Source organism: Ructibacterium gallinarum (assembly GCF_014982785.1).
GTDB classification, from domain to species: domain Bacteria; phylum Bacillota; class Clostridia; order Monoglobales; family Monoglobaceae; genus Ructibacterium; species Ructibacterium gallinarum.
The window spans coordinates 1-20,023 of sequence record NZ_JADCKB010000001.1 but is presented as its reverse complement, the minus strand read 5'-3'; the positions used below and the strand labels follow the sequence as shown (position 1 = coordinate 20,023).

The 20,023-nt window shown below is 45.6% G+C and carries 20 protein-coding genes and 1 riboswitch; of the genes, 14 read left to right on the top strand and 6 right to left on the bottom strand.

Going from position 1 to position 20,023, the window contains the following annotated elements:
- Positions 1-18: 18 nt before the first annotated feature.
- The 6 genes from hisS to INF28_RS00075 all read right to left on the bottom strand — a co-directional run bounded on the left by hisS (position 19) and on the right by INF28_RS00075 (position 7,530).
- Positions 19-1,275 carry a histidine--tRNA ligase gene (gene hisS, locus INF28_RS00100; RefSeq protein ID WP_226391434.1) on the bottom strand — a complete coding sequence of 419 codons (1,257 nt, stop codon included), beginning with the start codon at positions 1,273-1,275 and terminating at the stop codon, positions 19-21.
- A 6-nt stretch (positions 1,276-1,281) separates the two neighbouring features.
- Positions 1,282-1,914, bottom strand: coding sequence for a ribosome biogenesis GTP-binding protein YihA/YsxC (yihA, locus tag INF28_RS00095; RefSeq protein WP_226391433.1), 633 nt, complete (start codon positions 1,912-1,914; stop codon positions 1,282-1,284).
- A 53-nt stretch (positions 1,915-1,967) separates the two neighbouring features.
- Positions 1,968-4,397 carry an endopeptidase La gene (gene lon, locus INF28_RS00090; RefSeq protein ID WP_226391432.1) on the bottom strand — a complete coding sequence of 810 codons (2,430 nt, stop codon included), beginning with the start codon at positions 4,395-4,397 and terminating at the stop codon, positions 1,968-1,970.
- Between the two features lie 161 nt (positions 4,398-4,558).
- Positions 4,559-5,830: a phosphoribosylamine--glycine ligase gene (gene purD, locus INF28_RS00085; RefSeq protein ID WP_226391431.1), complete on the bottom strand. Its 1,272-nt coding sequence runs from the start codon at positions 5,828-5,830 to the stop codon at positions 4,559-4,561.
- Between the two features lie 68 nt (positions 5,831-5,898).
- Entirely contained in the window at positions 5,899-6,789 is an 891-nt protein-coding gene (xerD, locus tag INF28_RS00080; protein ID WP_226391430.1) for a site-specific tyrosine recombinase XerD, read from the bottom strand.
- A 105-nt stretch (positions 6,790-6,894) separates the two neighbouring features.
- The gene (locus INF28_RS00075) at positions 6,895-7,530 is read right to left on the bottom strand and encodes a stage II sporulation protein M (RefSeq protein WP_226391429.1); all 636 of its coding nucleotides are present in this window, start codon (positions 7,528-7,530) and stop codon (positions 6,895-6,897) included.
- Positions 7,531-7,709: 179 nt separating this feature from the next.
- On the opposite strand from INF28_RS00075, the gene INF28_RS00070 reads away from it, so the two are divergent.
- The 14 genes from INF28_RS00070 to mutY all read left to right on the top strand — a co-directional run bounded on the left by INF28_RS00070 (position 7,710) and on the right by mutY (position 19,816).
- Entirely contained in the window at positions 7,710-8,381 is a 672-nt protein-coding gene (locus INF28_RS00070; protein ID WP_226391428.1) for a hypothetical protein, read from the top strand.
- 145 nt (positions 8,382-8,526) lie between these two features.
- Positions 8,527-9,048 (top strand): DUF6106 family protein, encoded by a 522-nt coding sequence (locus INF28_RS00065; RefSeq protein ID WP_226391427.1) that lies wholly within the window; start codon positions 8,527-8,529, stop codon positions 9,046-9,048.
- Positions 9,041-10,261 (top strand): NAD(P)H-hydrate dehydratase, encoded by a 1,221-nt coding sequence (locus tag INF28_RS00060; protein WP_226391426.1) that lies wholly within the window; start codon positions 9,041-9,043, stop codon positions 10,259-10,261. Before INF28_RS00065 ends, INF28_RS00060 begins: the two co-directional genes overlap by 8 nt.
- Before the next feature lie 32 nt (positions 10,262-10,293).
- On the top strand, positions 10,294-10,896 hold the full coding sequence (locus INF28_RS00055) for a LolA family protein (RefSeq protein ID WP_226391425.1): 603 nt from the start codon (positions 10,294-10,296) through the stop codon (positions 10,894-10,896).
- 29 nt (positions 10,897-10,925) lie between these two features.
- Positions 10,926-12,125: an alanine racemase gene (gene alr, locus INF28_RS00050; protein ID WP_226391424.1), complete on the top strand. Its 1,200-nt coding sequence runs from the start codon at positions 10,926-10,928 to the stop codon at positions 12,123-12,125.
- A gap of 302 nt (positions 12,126-12,427) precedes the next feature.
- A complete protein-coding gene (locus tag INF28_RS00045) occupies positions 12,428-12,772 on the top strand; it encodes a type II toxin-antitoxin system PemK/MazF family toxin (RefSeq protein ID WP_226391658.1) in 345 nt (114 codons plus the stop codon).
- A gap of 63 nt (positions 12,773-12,835) precedes the next feature.
- Positions 12,836-13,315 carry a hypothetical protein gene (locus INF28_RS00040; RefSeq protein ID WP_226391423.1) on the top strand — a complete coding sequence of 160 codons (480 nt, stop codon included), beginning with the start codon at positions 12,836-12,838 and terminating at the stop codon, positions 13,313-13,315.
- Positions 13,316-13,399: 84 nt separating this feature from the next.
- Positions 13,400-13,498, top strand: a riboswitch (TPP riboswitch).
- A 143-nt stretch (positions 13,499-13,641) separates the two neighbouring features.
- On the top strand, positions 13,642-14,940 hold the full coding sequence (gene thiC / locus INF28_RS00035; RefSeq protein ID WP_226391422.1) for a phosphomethylpyrimidine synthase ThiC: 1,299 nt from the start codon (positions 13,642-13,644) through the stop codon (positions 14,938-14,940).
- Positions 14,941-14,955: 15 nt separating this feature from the next.
- Positions 14,956-15,753 (top strand): bifunctional hydroxymethylpyrimidine kinase/phosphomethylpyrimidine kinase, encoded by a 798-nt coding sequence (gene thiD / locus INF28_RS00030; protein ID WP_226391421.1) that lies wholly within the window; start codon positions 14,956-14,958, stop codon positions 15,751-15,753.
- A 38-nt stretch (positions 15,754-15,791) separates the two neighbouring features.
- Positions 15,792-16,628, top strand: a complete 837-nt coding sequence (gene thiM / locus INF28_RS00025; protein ID WP_226391420.1) for a hydroxyethylthiazole kinase — start codon at positions 15,792-15,794, stop codon at positions 16,626-16,628.
- On the top strand, positions 16,612-17,235 hold the full coding sequence (gene thiE / locus INF28_RS00020; protein WP_226391419.1) for a thiamine phosphate synthase: 624 nt from the start codon (positions 16,612-16,614) through the stop codon (positions 17,233-17,235). Before thiM ends, thiE begins: the two co-directional genes overlap by 17 nt.
- Positions 17,232-17,873 (top strand): HAD family hydrolase, encoded by a 642-nt coding sequence (locus tag INF28_RS00015; RefSeq protein WP_226391418.1) that lies wholly within the window; start codon positions 17,232-17,234, stop codon positions 17,871-17,873. The genes thiE and INF28_RS00015 overlap by 4 nt, the downstream gene beginning before the upstream one ends.
- Before the next feature lie 17 nt (positions 17,874-17,890).
- Positions 17,891-18,730, top strand: a complete 840-nt coding sequence (locus tag INF28_RS00010) for a polysaccharide deacetylase family protein (protein WP_226391417.1) — start codon at positions 17,891-17,893, stop codon at positions 18,728-18,730.
- 33 nt (positions 18,731-18,763) lie between these two features.
- Entirely contained in the window at positions 18,764-19,816 is a 1,053-nt protein-coding gene (gene mutY / locus INF28_RS00005) for an A/G-specific adenine glycosylase (protein ID WP_226391416.1), read from the top strand.
- Positions 19,817-20,023: the final 207 nt, after the last annotated feature.

The following is a 20,023-nucleotide window of genomic DNA, read 5'->3' as shown; positions in this document are numbered from 1 at the left end:
CCTCCATAGTCATTCTTCTCATTTGATTTGATTATAGATTGCCTCTGCGGTCAGTGCAATATCTTGTACCTCGCCGGTTTCCATGTTTTTCAATCCGGCAGCACCCTGTTTGAGCTCGCTTTCGCCTAGTACCATACTAAAAGCGGCACCCAGTTTGTTGGCATATTTCATTTGTGCTTTCAGACTGCGGCCGCAAAGATCTCGTTCTGCATAACAACCCATGGAGCGAAGTGCAAAGACCAGTTGTTGTGCCGCTACTTCCGCTTCTTCACCTAGTGCGGCAAGAAAGAGTCGAGGTGGGGCAGACGTACAGTTTTGGTCAAGGCCTTGCTGTTTCATGATCATGACAAGGCGTTCAAGACCTGCGGCAAAGCCGATGCCTTCAGTGGGCTTTCCGCCTAATTCTTCCACTAAGCCGTTGTAACGCCCGCCGCCGCATACGGTGGACTGTGCCCCAAGGGCGTCAGAGGTAATTTCAAAGACGGTACGCGTGTAATAGTCAAGACCCCGTACAATGTGGGGGTCTATGGTATATGAAATATTCATACTGTCTAAATATTTTTGCGTTTTGTTAAAATGCTGCCGGCAGTCCTCGCAGAGATGGTCAATCATGCGAGGGGCGTTTTTGGCAATTTTAGAACAAATTTCAGACTTGCAGTCAATGATGCGCATAGGATTCTTTTCCAGACGGGAAAGGCAGGTCTGACAAAGTTCAGATTTATATTGGGAAAAATATTCCCGGAGTTTTTCATTATATTCTTTCCGGCAGACCGGACAGCCAATGCTGTTTAGATTGAGTTTCAAATCTTTGACGCCAAGGCGTTCAAAGAAGGCCAGTGCCAAGGCAATGATTTCTGCATCTGCCGCATCGGAGGTTCCGCCGAAGCATTCCACGCCAAACTGATGAAATTCCCGCAGACGACCTGACTGAGGTTTTTCATAGCGGTAGCATGAGATGAGGTAAAACAGCTTGGTAGGCTGAGGATCGGCATACAGGGAGTTTTCAATAAAACTTCTGACCAGTGACGCGGTTCCTTCTGGACGCAGTGTAATGCTCCGGCCGCCTTTATCCTCAAAGGTATACATCTCCTTTTGTACCACATCAGTGGTATCTCCTACGCCTCGCTGAAACAGGGAAGTGTCTTCAAACACCGGGGTACGAATTTCGCGGTAACCATATACGGCACAGACGTCCCGTGCCGCCTGCTCGATTTTTTGCCACAGAATACTGTCTGCGGGTAGAATATCCTCGGTCCCTCGCGGTTTATTGATCATGCGTGATCACTCCTTCGCAGTATTTTTCAAAATGTTTTGCTGTTCCGGATGAAACCGGGAACAAAGCGTATCTATGAATTCTGCCAAATCCTCTCGGCCGGTTTTCTTCTCGGCAGAAAAAGGCAGAAGAAAACAGCTGTCATCCAGCGCAAGGGTATGATAAATCAAGGTCAGATTTGATTCAATCTGTGATTTTTTCAGCTTGTCCAGTTTGGTTGCTACCACCACCGGCGTGTAGCCAAAACGACGAATCCAGTTGAGCATGGTAATATCATCCTGCGTGGGTTTATGCCGGGCGTCAACAAGCTGAATCACCTGTACCAGGTTATAGCGGTCGGTCAGATAGGTTTCAATCATTTTTGCCCAACGTTCTTGCTCCGTTTTGGATACTTTGGCATAACCGTAGCCAGGCAGATCCACCAGCCGGAATCGCCCGGCAATATCATAAAAATTGATGGTGGCGGTTTTGCCTGGGGTGCTGCTTGTCCTGGCCAGCTTGTTCCGGTTGGTAAGACAGTTGATCAAGGATGACTTCCCAACATTAGAACGACCCACAAAGGCAATTTCTGGTACCAAAGTATCTGGATACTGAGACGGTTTTACCGCCGTAATAAGAAGCTTTGCATCAATATATTCCATGAAAAATCTCCATTCTGCCGTTTTGGCTTTTGGTGCAGGAAGATACGGTTTTGCTATATTTGCTGGAAATGGTCTGCCCGTACCCGTTCTTTTTGTTCTGATCCGGAAATCAAGGCATCTATGTACCGCACTTCTTTTTGCAGCGGTTGCTTTTTTGCAGTTGATACAGGCAGCAGCGCTGTTTTTAATACGGTATTCATATCTTTGGCAAAGACAAACGATATGCTGTCTTTCAGGTTCTGCGGCAGTTCTTCATAGTCGGGTTTATTGTCAAAGGGAAGGACAATGGTTTTTATTCCCATGCGAAATGCGGCCAGTGCTTTTTCTTTCAGGCCGCCAATGGGGAGCACTCGGCCACGCAGGGTAATTTCTCCTGTCATGGCAACCAGCCGGTTGACCGGTCTGCCGCTGAGGGCGGAAACCAAAGCGGTAGCCATGGTGATTCCTGCAGAAGGACCGTCTTTGGGAACGGCTCCCTCGGGAACATGGATATGAATGTCCAGCTTTTTGTAAAAATCCTGGGCAATTCCCAATCGAAAGGCGTTGGCACGCACAAAGCTGAGGGCGGCTTTTGCGGATTCCTGCATTACATCGCCCAGATTTCCGGTCAGTTCGAGTTTCCCGGTACCGGACATGGTATTTACCTCGATACTCAGGGTATCTCCTCCGCTTTCCGTCCATGCAAGTCCATTGACCAGCCCGATTTGATCCTGGGCGGCGGTTTTATCATAATGATAAATTGGCTTTCCTAAAAATTCACTCAAATTTTTGGCGGTGACGGATATGGGGCCTTCTGCCGAATCTTCTACTGTTTTTACAGCGGCTTTTCGACAAATAGCGGCAATTCTGCGCTCTAAAGAACGAACCCCGGATTCCCGTGTATAGCTTTCGATTAAAGCGGGCAGTGCAGAGGCATTGAATTTTAGCTGAGAAGCTTTCAATCCATGCATGCGCCGTTGTTTGGGAATAAGGTATTTTTTTGCAATATTCATTTTTTCATCCATGGTATATCCACTAATTTCCATGATATCCATACGGTCAAGAAGAGGTTTTGGAACCGTGTCCAGTGAGTTTGCGGTTGCTACAAATAACACCCCGGATAAATCAAACGGCAGTTCAATATAGTGATCTCGGAAGCTTTGATTTTGTTCCGGATCAAAAACCTCCAACATGGCAGAGGCAGGGTCACCATTATAGCTATGTGACATCTTGTCAATCTCATCAAACAGCATCAGCGGATTACTGCTGCCTGCGCGTTTTAGTGCATCTATGATGCGGCCGGGCATGGCGCCAACATAGGTTTTGCGGTGTCCGCGTATTTCGGATTCATTTTGTACGCCTCCAAGACTGATGCGGATATAATTGCGGCCCAGCGCTTCTGCCAGAGAGCGTGCAATGGAAGTTTTTCCGGTTCCCGGAGGACCTACCAGGCAGAGAATATTATTTTTCGGCTGTCCGGAGAGTTTGCGTACTGCAATGTATTCAAGAATACGTTCCTTTACCTTTTGGAGGCCATAATGATCCCGCTCCAAAATGGCTTTGGCGGTTTCCAGGTCCAGCCGATCTTCGGTTTTGTGGTCCCATGGAAGCGCAAGTACAGTTTCAATATAATTTTGTACCACTCCATATTCTTGAGAATAAGGATGGGTTTTGGTAAGCCGGGTGATTTCTTCATTTAGCTTGTCCGCTACTTCCTGGGGAAGCTGGCGGCTGTTGACTTGTTTTCTGTATTTTTGTGCGTCGTCTTCTGCGGATGCGCCATCTCCCAGTTCCTCTTGGATGACCTTTAATTTTTCGCGGAGGACATACTCACGCTGGTTCTCGTCTAAAGATTCCTGCACCTTGTCTGCAAGTTCTTTTTCAATTTTCAAAATATCAATTTCATGAGAAATAATAGCAATCAGTTTTTTAAGACGGGCCTCTACAGATATTTCATCAAGAATTTCCTGTTTCAGCTGCGCTTTGACCGGAAAATTGGAAATGACAACATCGGTCAGCTCACCCGGATTCTCGATGGATAAAAGGGAGGTCATGGCTTCCGGGGAAAGACGGTCATACAGGGATAAAAATTCCTCAACAAGGTGATACATCCGGCGAACCAGCACCTGAATCTGTATATCATCAGATGCAGGAATATCTTCCAGTCGTGTCACGTTGACCTCAACCAGTTGATCCAGCTCAGTAAAACGTGTGATTTTTCCCCGGTCCAGTCCGTTGATAAGTACACGGATATTGCCGTCGGGCAGGTTGAGAATTTGCCGGATTTCTGCAATCGTTCCAATTTGTGCAAGATCCTTTGCCTGGGGCTGATCGACAGCAATATCTGTCTGATAGCACAAAAAAATATATTTATCCGTATCCATTGCTCTGCGCACCGCGGCGATAGAGCGGGGACGCCCAACATCAAAATGCAGCGTCATACCCGGAAATACGGTCATTCCCCTGAGCGGAACAAGGGGCAGAGTCAGTCTGTTTTTGGTCATATGTTATAAACCCGCTTTCTTTATCAAATTATTACGTATCCTGTTATTATACTATGATAGAGCGAAAATATCAAGTGTTTTTTCCTTGGATATTCTTGTGAAAATAAACAAAACCAGCCAAATCATTTGATTCGGCTGGCGTATCTTTTTTTATTTTCGCATCAAGCTTCCTGTTTTTTTATGCCGATATCTTTTCGGTAATGCATATCCTGAAAAGAAATCATAGAAACATAGCGGTAAGCCTGTGCAATGGCGGCGTTTAAATCTTTGCCTGTGGCAGTGACGCCCAAAACCCGGCCGCCCGCGGTATAAAGTATATCATTTTTCAGTTCGGTTCCGGCGTGGAACAAAAGTGCGCCGGCTGCTTCGGCTTGCGCAGTCCCTTGAATTGGATAGCCTTTTTCATATTTTTTGGGGTAGCCACCGGAAGCCAAAACCACACAGACAGCGGCATTGTCTTCCCACTGGATTTCTATCTCGCTGAGCTGTTCGTCAATGACGGCGTTAAAAATGTCAAACAAATCGGTCTTCAGCCGGGGAAGTACCACCTGGGTTTCAGGGTCACCAAAACGGCAGTTGTATTCGATTACCTTGACGCCTTCCTGCGTTTTCATAAGGCCAAAGTATAAAACGCCTTTAAAAGGCCGGCCTTCGGCGTTCATGGCTCGCATAGTTGGAAGGAAAATATTTTCCATGCATTCCTCCGCCACGGCTTCGGTGTAAATGCGGCTGGGTGAAAAAGTGCCCATTCCGCCGGTGTTGGGGCCTTGGTCGTTGTCATAGGCACGTTTGTGATCCTGAGCGGATACCATAGGCTTTAGTGTTTTTCCATCGGTAAATGCAAGAACGGATATTTCAGGGCCGGTAAGAAATTCTTCAATAACAACTTTACCGCCTGCCGCGCCAAAAACCTTGTCATCCATGATTTCATGAATGGCCTGTTCGGCTTCCGAAAAATCTTTGGCAATAATTACCCCTTTGCCCAACGCCAGACCATCTGCTTTTACCACAGTGGGGTATTGATTCTGGGATTTTACATATGCGATGGCATCATTGCTGTTGTCAAAAATTTCGTATGCGGCGGTGGGAATCCGGTATTTTTTCATCAAGTCTTTCGAAAATGCTTTACTGCCTTCTATCACTGCGGCGGCCTTATTGGGGCCAAAGGCACGAAGACCAGCTGCCTCAAAGGCGTCAACCGCGCCCGCGGCCAATGGGTCATCCGGCGCAACCACAGTTAGACCAATGCCGTTTTCCTTAGCAAATGAGGTCAGTTTATCAAATTCCATCACCGGAATGGGTACGCACTCTGCGATTTGTGCAATTCCGCCGTTTCCGGGAGCGCAGTAAATTTTATCAACTTTAGGGCTTTGGTTCAGTTTCCATGCGATGGCGTGTTCTCTGCCGCCGCCGCCAATAATCAAAACTTTCATAACAATCTCCTTATCTGCCGTTAAAATATGGCATGGTATAAATGTAAATCTGCTTTTTGCTTGTTTGCTCAGGAATGGGCGCGGGGGTGCGCTTTTTGGTAAACATCTGCCAGCCGGCTTTTGGCAATTTGAGCATAGATTTGTGTAGAAGAAATATCCGTATGCCCCAGCATTTCCTGAATGGATTTTAGATCAGCGCCATTTTCCAGCAGATGTATGGCAAACGAGTGACGCAGGGTATGCGGTGTAATGTCTTTTTTGATGCCGGCTTTTTGGGTATAATATTTGATAATCTTCCAAAATCCTTGCCGTGTCAGCTTCGCTCCGTTGAGATTAAGAAACAGAATATCAGGATCCTGTATTTCCCGGAGTTTGGAACGTGCCCGGGAAAGATAGGCGCGGATTGCTTCGCGTGCCGCGGTATATATGGGAATGACCCGTTCTTGGCCGTGATGGGTGCAGTTGATGTATCCGACTTCCAGATGTACATCAGAAATGCGCAGGGATATTAGTTCAGAAACCCGCATACCGGTTGCATATAGAAGTTCCAGCATAGCTCTATCCCGGTAGCCCTTAAAATCCCTGCAAACTGGCTGCTCCAGCAGAATTTCAACTTCTTGACTGGTGAGAATCTGGGGTAGTTTTTTTTCAGTTTTAAAGCCGTGAATGTTTTGTGTAGGGTCATTTGTCATATGGTGGCGGCTCAGCAGGAAACGGTACATGGCTCTTATGGAAGCCAGGTTTCTGGAAATGGTGGAAGAGGCCATTCCCTGTTTCTGCATGGAAAGAAGATAATTGATAATCGTGGTGTTGCTGCATTCATTGACGCATTGAATTTGCAGATCTTCCAGATATTTGGCATATTTCAGAATATCACGCCGGTAGGATTCCCGGGTGTTTGCTGAAACATTTTGGCTGCCTTTCAGATAGGCAAGATATTCATCAATTAATACGTCCACAATGATTCCTCCCTTTATCATTCTTTCATTTTACAAAATTTTTTTAAAATTGACAAGTGTTTTTTATCAAAAACACAAAAAATCTTTGTTCTTCGGCAAAAACAATCATAGGAACAGCCCGCATACGGGCTGAAGCAATGTGGGAACAATAAAGCTTTCAATAAAGGCACATAGCAAAAGTAGTGCGAGAAAGATACCCGTCATCAGCAGGTTATGAAGATAAACCTGGCGTTTTAGGGGTGAGATGTTATTCAGAGATCGCAAATGCCGGCGGTCTGCCGCGAATTTGGTTTGATAAACCATATAAAAGCAAAGAGCCGGAATCAGGATCAGATTTTGTGGCAGGACGGACAACAGAGCCAGCAGTGCACCCTTGAGGTGATAGCACTGCATCAGATAGCTTATGGTAAACCCGGTTTTAAAGCCTTTCATCCCTATTTGAAAAGCACCCAGCGGCAGCAAGAAGAAAAACCAGCCAGAGCACCAAAGCAATACTGCCATGCGCAGATAGTTCGTCAGTGAAAGCTGAAAAATTTCGGAGTGGGCGGCTCCCTGAAGAGGATATCCCGATAGAAAATGATCAAAATACTCTTTCAATTCGGTATTGCCGTTTCCGCTTGCGGCGATGATACTTCCTGCCAGGATTCCAAGCAGAAATATGCCTGCGGTAATCAGGTATGCCCGGCGGTTATTGTTCAGTTCCCTGATGAATTGGTCAGATATGTGCCATACTTTTTTCATAAGTAACCCTCCTGTTGGCTTTTGTGTTTTATACTATAAATATGCGTTTACAGTAAAAAAAGAACTTGGGATTATGGAAACATGGACAACTTTTTTACGGGATATAGAAAAGAATTGACAAAAGCTTTATCGTACAATATAATTAAGCCAAAATATAAGGAAGAAAGAGGGGAGAATGTATGAAAAAAACAGTTGTTTTTATGATGGTCATACTCTTGTTGCTTTGCAGCAGTTGCAGTGAACAGAATCAAAAGGCACAGGATATGGGAAAAAATGTTGAGGCAGAAGCGCTTAGCTTTCCTTATGCGGAGTATATCGGACATGGCCGGCAGGAGGCTTTTGAAGCGCTGAAGGGGGAAGGCGAATTTCAAGAATCTAACTTGAAAGGGGTCTATTTCTTGGATCATCCTGTATCCATTTTGGGCCGTGATGTTGAGGTGGCGTTGGAAGCCGGGGATTATGAGGAATTTACCGATACGATTTACCGCACAGGCTACCGGCTGGTCATACAGAATCCCGCACAGGAAGATTTTAAATGGATTAAGAAGATAGAAGAAGCACTGACAGAAAAATATGGAGAAAAAACCACTTATCCTGGCCTCGCTAATACACTTTCGGCGGTGGATAGCTTGGAAAAGCTGAAAGAACTCCAGCAGGTCAGTGACACTTGGGCGTTTTCGGATGACCCGGTGCTGGAGGTGGATTTTGAGACCGCATATATAACGAACACGGACGGAGCAGAAGTGATGACGATCTTGGTGGCTTGCCAGGTTTCTACGACCTATTTGCGAAACGGTGGTCAGGAGCAGGTTCGTGCGTTTTATGAAAAAGCGCAGAATGCGCAGGAATAAAGGAAAACGCTTGCTTTTGCAGGCGTTTTTTTGTAGGGAAACTTCGGAAAGAAAAAAAGATTGAATTTTTGAAAAGAGTGTGCTATGATATAGTAAAATAGGTGATGTTGTGTTTTGCGGGATAAAATGTTTTTGGAGGTAAAATATGGATATATTTGTGGAGCAATTGGTAAAAAAGAAACGAACCGGATTGGATTATCTGCGCATTGTGGCTTGTATTTTCGGCGCCCTTCTGCTTTTGCTGATTATGGTAATGGGGATGGCAATCAAAGGCATTGGGTTTATTATTTTTGTTGCTTGCTGTGCGCTGATTTATCTGCTGTATCTTTTGATCACGGCCACTAACCTGGAATATGAATATTGCTTTACCAATGGTGCGCTGGATGTAGATAAAATTATTAATGTGCGAAGCAGAAAGCGGCTTACTGAAGTCAATGTACGGAAAATCGATATGATGGCAAGCAATAAAAACCGGGAATACAAACGTTTTCTGGAAGATCGGAATATCAAAAAGATTTATGCTTGTACCCATCCTCAGGATGAAGGGGTGTTCTTTATCCGGTATCAGGATGATAATGGAAGCAAAATGCTGATTTTTAACCCTAACGATAAAATTAAGGAAGGTATTCGGCGGTATAACCCGCAGAAGGTGTTTTTAAATGATTAAGACGGGTGTTGATGCTATAGAGATAGAGCGGTTTGCACGGATGAAAAATCTGGACACCTTTGTGAAGCGGGTGTTTACACGGCAGGAGAGCGATTATCTGAAACAAAGAACCGCGCCATATGAGAGTATTGCAGGATTTTATGCAGCCAAAGAGGCCTTTTCCAAATATATGGGGACTGGAATGCGAGGGTTTGGCTGGAAGGATATTGAAATCAGGCATGACGAATTGGGGAAACCTATTCTGTATTTTATGGGAACGCCATCTTCGGTAGATTTAAGCATTAGCCATTCAAAGACCATTGCAGTGGCGGTGGTCTGCGGTGAAGAAAATGCAGTGGGCGGTTTTCTTGCCGAACAGATTAAAACATACCGTGCGCTTCTGCCTGTACGGCGGGAGGATATGCACAAAGGCGACGCCGGTCGGGTATTTGTTTTGGCGGGTTCCAAAGGAATGACTGGTGCTGCCGTTTTGTGTGCACAGGCGGCGCTTCGGACGGGGAGTGGCCTGGTGACAGTGGGAACGCCGGTATCCGAACAGCCGGTATTGGCGGTGAAACTGACAGAGACCATGACTTTGCCTCTGCCTGAGAAAGATGGCATGTTGGATGCCTCGGGGGCGGAGCAGATATGGGAGAAAGCCAAAGTTTCTGATGTGTGTGCGGTCGGCCCCGGACTGGGGCCTGCACCGGAGCTTTGGAGAACCATAGAGAAAATACTGCAAACAAAAACACCTTTGCTTCTGGATGCGGATGGTCTAAATGCGCTGAGCACGCATATAGATATACTGGAGCAAAAGCAAGGAGAGGTGGTGTTGACGCCGCATCCTGGGGAAATGTCACGGCTTTGCGGTAAGAGCATAGAAGAGATTCAGGCTGACCGGGAAGGAACGGCGGCAGAATTTGCGGTGCGTTGGGGTGTAACCTTGCTTCTTAAGGGAAAGAATACGGTGATTGCTTCTCCGCGGGGAGAGGTGCATTGTAATCCCACCGGTAACAGTGGCATGGCAACCGGCGGTATGGGTGATGTACTCTCTGGTGTGATTGCTTCCCTTTTGGGACAGGGGCTTTCCGGATATCATGCTGCAGTTTTGGGGGCTTTTCTGCACGGACTTGCAGGAGACCTGGCGGCTGACGAATTGGGTGAATTCGGAATGATTGCTTCTGATGTAGTGAGTAAACTGCCTTTTGCCATTTGCAAGCTCCAAAATCCATAAGCCGTTTTTTGGCGGCAGATGCGGAGGAAGGTATGAAAAAAAGTATATCGGTTTTTTTGATCGTTATACTGATGATGAGCGTCACTGCCTGCGGCGGTGATAGAGAAGATACGATTGCAGAATATTACAAGGATTTACAAAGCTTTACCGCGGAAATTAAAGTAACGGTGTCAAACGGACAGGGAAAGCAGGAGTACAAAATGTACCAAAACTGGCGGGCGCCGGATCAATATCGTCTTGAAGTGCTGGAACCTTCAGAAATGGAAGGAACGGTCTGTATCATGGACGGAGATGCCATGCGGTTTTATGGCGCACAGGCGCCGGTTATGGAACTGACCCGCGGTATAGAAAATATGGAATCTGATTATATGCTGCTGACAGATTTTACTACTGCTTTTTTTGAGACCAAACCGTTGCCGCAGCTGCAGGAAAATGAACAGGGGCTGGTGTCAATGACGGTGGCGGGAAGAGAAAACAATCCGCGGCGGTTTAGCCAGACGTTACTGGTGGATGCGGATTCTGGAACGCCTCGGCAATTGGTGACGGTAGATGCAGATGGCAGTGAGGTTTTGCGGGTAGAATATGAGAAATTTGTCCCCAATGCAGAGATAGAAGATGCGGTGTTTATGCCGTAATAGGGGAAGTTTGAGGGGTAGTCAATAACATGATAGCAGAAAAACGGGCATGGGCGGAAATCAGCCTAGATGCCATTGAAAATAATATTAGCAGGATTCGGGAGTATGTGCGTCCGCAAACAAAAATTTTAGGCGTGGTTAAAGCCGATGCTTATGGCCACGGATATTTGGAAGTAGCAAAGACACTGCTTGGCGGAGGTGCAGACAGTTTGGCGGTTGCCTGTATTGATGAAGCGGTGCAACTGCGCCGATGCGGAATACAATGTCCTATTTTGATTTTGGGACATACTGCCAATGAGGATGCAGGACAGCTGGTGGAGGAGGATATTATTCCCAGCTGTTTCAGCTATGAACTGGCAAGCTGTATCTCCCGGGCAGCAGTGAAGAGAAACAAAAGAGCAAAAATTCACATTAAAATTGATACCGGCATGAGCCGCGTGGGTTTTCGATATACCGAGGATGAAGCGATGAACCAAAAAACGGTGGATACCATTTTGAAAATGGCGGTGCTTCCCAATTTGGATATTGATGGGATTTTTACACATTTTTCCGTTGCGGATGAAAAAGATGATGACTATACTTATTTACAGTTCAAGCGGTTTCAGAAAATTTGTGACCGCCTGCAGGAAAGCGGTTTGCATATACCGTTGCGGCATTGCTGTAATAGCGCGGCACTGATTCGTTTTCCGGAGATGCATATGGATATGGTTCGACCCGGCATTATTCTTTATGGACTTCAGCCATCGAGTTTTGTGGATTGTTCTCGTCTGCATCTTCAGCCTGCCATGCAGTTTAAGGCGCGTATTACAAATCTGAAAGAGGTGGAAGCTGGTGTCAGTGTCAGCTATGGCCGGAAATTTAAAACGGAAAAAGTCACCAAAATAGCAACCGTTCCGGTTGGATATGCGGACGGATATTCAAGAATTTTATCGCAAAAAGCACAAATGATTGCAGGAAATCAATTATGTAATATTGTGGGAAATATTTGTATGGATCAATGTATGATTGACGTAACAAATGTCAATAATATAGCTATCGGCGACGATGTCATTTTGTTCGGCAAGAGCGATGATATAGAATTACCGGTAGAGAGCCTTGCCGAAAAAATGGGGACAATCAATTACGAAATCCTTTGCGTCATCGGCAAGCGGATTCCGCGGGTTTATTTCCGCGGCGGTAAGGTAGAGGAGGTACACAATTACCTTCTTGACCCGCCGGTTTCCGTCTGATCCATCTTTAGAAAGTACATAAGCTTATCATTGTTCGCCGACAGGCCGTCCAAAGATTATGTACCAAAATCAGCCAAGCCGCATAAAATGCCAGTGAGGGAAGGATGCTTTAACAAAAGATTCTGAAACCGCTTTCCGCGCGGTGCCGTTTTGCGGAGAGGTAGAGACTTGAGAAATTTTGGGTACAGCGCGGTTTGAGCCGGAGGCACAAACGAATGCTTCTGCAGTTTCAGCTGTTAAAGCCGGATACACAGCAATGTATCTGTTCGCATCTGAATCTGAACTTGCGGAGCGTGAAAATCTTGATAGTGAAACGAGGAGACATTTATTATGCGGATCTGAGTCCGGTAGTGGGCTCAGAACAAGGCGGAATCCGTCCGGTGCTGATTATTCAGAACGATGTCGGAAACCGTTATAGTCCAACGGTAATTGCAACAGCAATTACATCACAGATCAACAAGGCCAAAATGCCGACGCATATTGAAATTGATGCGGGGGGATATGGTTTGTCCCGGGATTCGGTGGTATTGGCCGAGCAGATCAGAACCATAGATAAACGCCGGTTAAAGGAGAAAATTGGACATTTGGATGAAAATTTAATGGACAAGGTCAATGAGGCGCTGGAAATTTCATTCGGCCTGACCTAATGCCGTTTTCCGTTGGAAGCGGCATAAAATCCTATGCTGTTACAGCGGAAAGGAAGAGAAACAATGAAAAATAGAAAAAGGCTTTTAGGGGCAGGAATTACTCTCTGTATTTGTCTCGTAGTAATTGGAACGGCTGTGGTATTTTCTGCGCCTGGTGACACTGATGATCCAGTAGTTACCAAAAGCTATATTGTCGATCAAGTAATTCCGGAAATTAAGGCGTACATTGATGAGCGGTTTGGTATTGCCGCTTCTGAAGGGGTGGTTACTCCCAGTTCGGACAGTTATATGGTGGTAAATGTATCTGCCGGGAAAAAAGTGATTTGTGAGGCCGGAACAGAGCTGATTCTCCGAATGGGACAAGGAACCATTATTGCTACTGCCAAAGGCGGACTTGCTGATACCACCAGCGGTTATGACCTCGCAAATGGTACAGCTATGCCTTCCAATCATCAGCTTGTTGTTCCAGTGGCGGATGGCCGTGGATTTACGGCTGACACAGATGTTATTGTTATGATAAAAGGTGGGTATAGTATTCAGTAATATGATACATTATTTCGGAAGATTATGAGAAATAATACTTGCATTTTATCAGTTGTTGTCGTATAATAGTGCATAAGCAGAAAAGAGAAATGCTGGGGGAACCTTGCGGTTGAGAAGGCTTTTGCCTGACCCTTTGAACCTGATTCGGCTGATACCGACGTAGGAAAGCATCTGAATTGAAAACTAAGGGCTTATCTTCGTCATTCTGCGAAGATAAGCCCTTTTTGTTTTCATGAAGTGTTATTTCTTGGTGTTTCCGCCTTATCCTGCTCACGGATAAGGTGCTGAAAGATTTATTTTACGTGAGAAGAAAGGCTGGAGTAAAAATGGATTATACCACACAAATGGATGCAGCAAAAAAAGGAATTGTTACACCGGAAATGGAGATTGTTGCGGCCAAAGAAGAAATGGACATTAATGATCTGGTGGAGAAAACAGCAAGAGGGGTAGTTTGTATCCCTGCTAACAAAAACCATACTAACTTAAGTCCGGAAGGAATCGGTGAGGGACTGCGAACCAAAATTAATGTCAATTTGGGAATTTCCAGAGACTGTGCCGATGTGGAAAAGGAACTGGATAAGGTTAGGACTGCCATCAATATGAAAGCGGAAGCCATTATGGATTTGAGCAATTATGGAAAAACAAGAGAAATGCGGAAGAAAATTCTTGACATTTCTCCTGCCATGCTGGGAACGGTTCCGGTGTATGATGCCATTGGATATTGTGAAAAAAAACTGAAGGATATTACTAAAGACGATTTTATGCGGGTAGTGCGGCAGCATGCTGAGGATGGAGTGGATTTTATGACCATTCATGCCGGTATCAACCGTGCCACTGCACAGATTGTAAAAAAGAATCCCAGGAGAATGAATTTGGTATCCCGGGGCGGTGCCTTGTTGTTTGCCTGGATGGAAATGACGGGGAATGAAAATCCATTTTATGAATATTATGATGAAGTGATGGATATTTTTGCACAGTATGATGTGACGATTAGCTTGGGAGATGCCTGCCGTCCTGGCTGTATTGATGATTCCACTGATGCATCACAGGTATCGGAGTTGATTGTACTTGGAGAACTGACCAAACGGGCCTGGGAGAAAAATGTGCAGGTTATGGTAGAAGGACCGGGACATATGGCGCTTAATGAGATTGCGGCCAATATGACCATGCAAAAGCGGTTGTGTCATGGAGCGCCTTTTTATGTGCTTGGTCCGCTGGTGACCGATGTGGCTCCGGGCTATGACCATATTACCAGTGCGATTGGCGGGGCAATTGCTGCTGCAAACGGTGCTGATTTTTTGTGTTATGTGACGCCGGCAGAACACCTTTGCCTGCCGGATCTTGAGGATATGAAAGAGGGAATCATAGCATCAAAAATTGCCGCGCATGCGGGTGATATTGCAAAAGGTGTGAAAGGTGCAAGAGAATGGGATAATACCATGAGCGATGCCCGCAAGGCGCTGGATTGGGAAAAGATGTTTGCGCTTGCTTTGGATCCGGAAAAGCCCAGAAAGTACAGAGAAGGTTCAAAGCCCCGAGAAGAAAATACCTGTACTATGTGCGGGGAACAATGTGCGGTGCGGAACATGAATCGTATTCTGGGCGGTGAAGAAGTGACCATCTGAGAGGGGGAACAGAGATTGAAAAAACTTTTGACCATAGCCGGTTCGGACAGTATTGGCGGCGCGGGTATTCAAGCGGATATTAAAACGTTTTCCGCTTTGGGCTGTTATGGTATGAGCGTGATCACAGCGGTAACGGCACAAAATACTGCAGCAGTTCTGGACTCCCAGGATATCTCGCCGGTAATGATACAAAAACAGCTGGAGGCGGTGTTTGAGGATGTCCCCCCGGATGGCGTAAAAGTGGGTATGGTTTCGGTGCCAGAGACTATAAAGGTGATTGCGGCGGCCTTAAAAAAATATCAGCCGCCTGTGATAGTCATTGATCCGGTCATGGTTTCAAAGAGCGGATTTCATTTACTCCGACCAGACGCGGTTTCTGCCATGAAGAAGTATTTCTTGCCTCTTGGTGCGGTGCTGACGCCGAATATTCCCGAGGCGGAAATCCTGTGTGATAGGAAGATAGTATCACATCGAGATATGGAGATAGCCGCAGAACAGCTTTATGCTATGGGAGCACATTCTGTGGTCATAAAGGGGGGCCATTTTCAGGGAGATGCGGATGACTTGATATTTGATGGGAAGGAAAAAATATGGCTTCCCGGAAAAAGAATCGAAACAAAAAATACGCATGGTACAGGTTGTACCATATCATCGGCTATTGCAGCATATATGGCAAAAGGTGATAGGGTGATAGAGGCAGTTCGCAAAGCAAAGGAGTATGTGACCGGTGCCATAGAACATGCTATTGAAATGGGCAGCGGCTGCGGGCCAACCAATCATTTTTACCGGATGTGGAAAGAAGAAACCGAATAGGAAAGGAAAGACATCAAATGCAACAAAAGAATGAAAAAATGTTATTGGAGATTGTGAAAACACTGCAAAAACTGCGGCAGGAAAAACCGTTGATTGATTGCATTACCAATCGGGTTACGATTAATGACTGTGCCAATATCTTACTTGCCGCAGGCGGTTCTCCGATCATGGCAGAGGACGAGCGGGAAATAGATGAAATCATCTCTATTTCTCAAGGGCTGGTTTTAAACCTGGGGATTTTGGATCAGAAAATCGTTTCTACTATGCTTATGGCAGGGAAAAAAGCAAAACAGACTGGTATTCCGGTTATTTTTGACCCGGTTGGTGCTGGAGCTTCAAGACTGAGAGATGATTTGGCGCAGATGATTTTGAATGAAGTACGTCCGGATGTGATTCGAGGTAATTTTTCGGAAATTCGTGCGTTGTCTGGAGCGGCGATACAAAGCCGCGGTGTGGATGCGGCCGCTGAGGATGCCGTCAATGAAGAAAATATGCAGGTATGCGGAAAAATGGTGCAGGAGCTTGCCACGAAATATCAATGTACGGTTTGCGCTACCGGAGCGATTGATTTGGTGTCGGACGGAGAACAAATATTTTATATCAAAAATGGTGACCCCATGCTTTGTGATGTGACCGGTACCGGTTGCATGTGTTCTGCGTTGACCGGAGCTACGTGTGCGGCCGGAGGGGCTTTAAACGGTGCGGTAGCAGCCGTAGTTTTGTTGGGATTGGCAGGAGAATATGCAGCAGAAGCCTGTAGAAAAAATGGTGATGGGATAGGAACATTCCGGGTAAAGATGATGGATGCCATTTATCTGATTCGAGAAAAGGACATTATGGAGAGAGGAGAGGTTTACGGTGGCGAACTGTTATGAGCTGTATCTTGTAACGGATACGGACCTGTGCTCTCGGGAAAAATTGACGGAAACAGTGGAAAAGGCGATTTTAGGCGGTGTGACCTTGGTTCAGCTGCGGGAGAAGGACATTAGTTCCCGGGCGTTTTATGAGGAGGCGCTGGCGCTGAAAAAAATCACAGAATATTATCATGTTCCGCTGATTATTAATGACCGTCTCGATATTATGCTGGCGGTAGAAGCCGATGGCCTTCATATAGGACAAAGCGATATTCCTGCCGCGGTAGCGCGAAGAATTATGGGAGAAAATAAAATACTTGGTTTGTCGGCGGGTAATCTGGAAGAAGCTAGGAAGGCCAAGGCGGATGGTGCGGATTATATTGGTGTGGGAGCAGTGTTTCCTACTTCTACCAAAAAGGATGCGGTTTGGATCGGCAAAAAGGCTTTGCGGGAAATTAAGACACAGACCACCATCCCTATAGTGGGTATCGGTGGAATTAATGCTGAAAATATTGGTCAGATCTATGGTTCTGGTATTGATGGCATTGCAGTGGTATCGGCTATTATGGCGAGTAAAGATCCCCGCAGTGCAGCTGCGGCGCTCAAGGAAAAGGTGAAATATTTATGATGGAAAAAAAGGCAGCCCTATTTGATTTAGATGGTACGTTGGTGGATTCCATGTGGATTTGGGATCGATTGTTGATTGATTTTCTGGCAAGTCATGGATTAGAAACGCCGCAGTATGTGCTAAATGAGGTGGTACATATGAGCTTGACCCAGAGTTCCGCTTATATTCAAAAATTATTTGGACTGCCCATGACTCCGGAGGAGATTCGCCAGGAATGGACGGATATGGTGTATGAGGCCTATGCGCAAAAAATTCGTTTAAAACCGGGGGCAGAGGAGTATCTTAAGCACTTAAAGGAACGGGGGATTGCTATGGGAATTGTGACCTCCTGTGACCGAACCCTTTGTGAAATTTGTTTAAAGCACAACGGCGTGTATGATTTGTTTGATGTGTTTACCTTTGCCGATGATGTGGGAAAGGGAAAAAACAGCCCTGATATTTATTTGGAATGTTTGCGGCGTCTTGGTTGTACGGCAGATCAGGCAGTTTTGTTTGAGGATATTTTAACCGCGCTCAGGACTGCAAAAAAAATAGGAATGCAGGTTGTGGTAGTAGAAGAATCCAGCGCGGCGCCGGACAGAGAATTGCTTCAAAAAGAAGCGGATCAATATATTCAGAATTTTTATGAACTTTTATAAATAAGGAGAGAAGTATCATGGCAAGTTTATTTATGCGTTTTCCCGGTGGAAAAGCAAAGGCGTTTACTATGAGTTATGATGACGGTGTAGAGCAGGATATCCGGCTGATGGAGATTATGAACAAAAATGGTTTGAAGGGGACCTTTAACATCAATGCGGGACTGTTTGCACCGGAAGGTACAGTTTATCCGAAAGGGCAGATCCACAGAAGAATGACACAGCAGCAAATAGAGTCTTTGTTTAAGGGATCTGGACAGGAAGTGGCGATCCACGGGTTGTTCCACCCCTTTTTGGAACAGCTTCCGCCGGGCAGAGCAGAGTGGGAGATCGTGGAAGACCGCAGAAGGCTGGAAGAGATCTTTGGTGGAACGGTGCGTGGTATGGCGTATCCATTTGGCACAACCAGTTCTGATGTAGTACAAATGGTCAAGAATGCGGGAATAGTATATGCCAGAACAACGGTTAGCACAGAAGGTTTTGGCATTTCTGAGGACTGGCTCCGGCTGCCGGCTACCTGTCACCATAACAATCCTCGGTTGATGGAACTGGGAGAAAAATTCATGAAAGCACAAAGCCAGTCCTCGCCTATGATGTTTTACTTGTGGGGACATAGTTATGAGTTTGAGCAGAATGATAACTGGAATGTAATTGAGAATTTTGCAGAACAGATTAGCGGTCAGTCTGATATTTGGTATGCAACGAATATAGAAATTTTTGATTATATTTTGGCATATCGGCAGCTGCGGTTTAATGTCAATATGACATTGGTTGAAAATCCCACCAACACGGATCTATATTTTGCATGGCAGAACAAGGATTATATGGTTCCGGCAGGAAAGACATTGATGATAGATTAACAAGTAAAATATAGGGGCGAATGAGGTGCGGATGTGCATAAAGAGACAACAAAAGAAATTATTTTACCAGCAGCTTTAACCAAGCAGTTGCTTGTTTGGTATGACAGCGGACATCGGGAGCTTCCGTGGAGGGAGAATCCTTCGCCTTATTATGTTTGGGTATCGGAAATTATGCTGCAGCAAACCCGAGTAGAGGCGGTGAAACCGTATTTTTCCCGGTTTATGAAAGTGCTTCCGAATATTGCGGCGCTGGCAGCGGCAGAAGAAGAGGTTTTGCTTAAGCTGTGGGAAGGACTGGGATATTACCGCCGCGTTTTTCAGATGCAGAGAGCGGCAGTCATCATCATGGAACGGTATGGAGGCAGAATGCCGCAAAGCTATGCAGAGTTGCTTTGTCTCCCGGGAATTGGGGAATACACGGCAGGCGCCATTGCATCTATTGCTTTTCATCAGCCAGTACCTGCGGTGGATGGCAATGTCCTTCGTGTGCTCGCAAGAGTAACGGGGGAGGAGCGGGAAATTCAGTTGGAACAGGTCAAAAAAGACTTCTTTTTTGCATTGAAAAAGATTTATCCACAAAAGCGGTGCGGTGATTTTACGCAAAGTTTAATGGAGTTGGGGGCCGTGGTCTGCTTGCCAAATGGTATGCCTAAATGCGGAGATTGTCCCATTGCGGATTGGTGTTTGGCATTCCAACAAAATCGTACAGACGAATTGCCGATAAAGAAAGAAAAAAAGCCAAGACGAATAGAGGAAAAAACAGTTTTCCTTTTGCAGTGCGGTGATAAGATTGCGGTGCGAAAAAGAATGGAAAAAGGTTTGCTCTCTGGGTTGTGGGAGTATCCTAATACGGAAGGCTGTCTGTCTAAAATAGAAGCGGAGAAATATTTGAAGGCGCAGGGAATTGTGCTAGAGAAAATAACTGCTTTAGGAAAAGCGCGTCATGTTTTTACCCATGTGGAGTGGCATATGATTGGGTATCTGGTTTTGTGCAGGAAAGAGTATAAGGATACAGTTTGGGTTACTTCCAAACAGATAGAGCAGGAGATTTCTTTGCCGTCTGCATTTCGGCATTTTAAAGTTTAAACTGATATTCTTTATTTTATAAAGAAATTTTATCAAGAAAGAAAACCAACTCCTCATTGCCATTTTGGCAATGAGGAGTTTCAGCCTGTCGAAAAAGCTCAGCAAAAGCTGGGCTTTTTGTTTGTTATGTGGTAAAATAAGGTTGGGTGATAAAAATGCTAAGAACAAACAAGAAAGAACGAAATCAAGTAGAAATATTTTCAATAG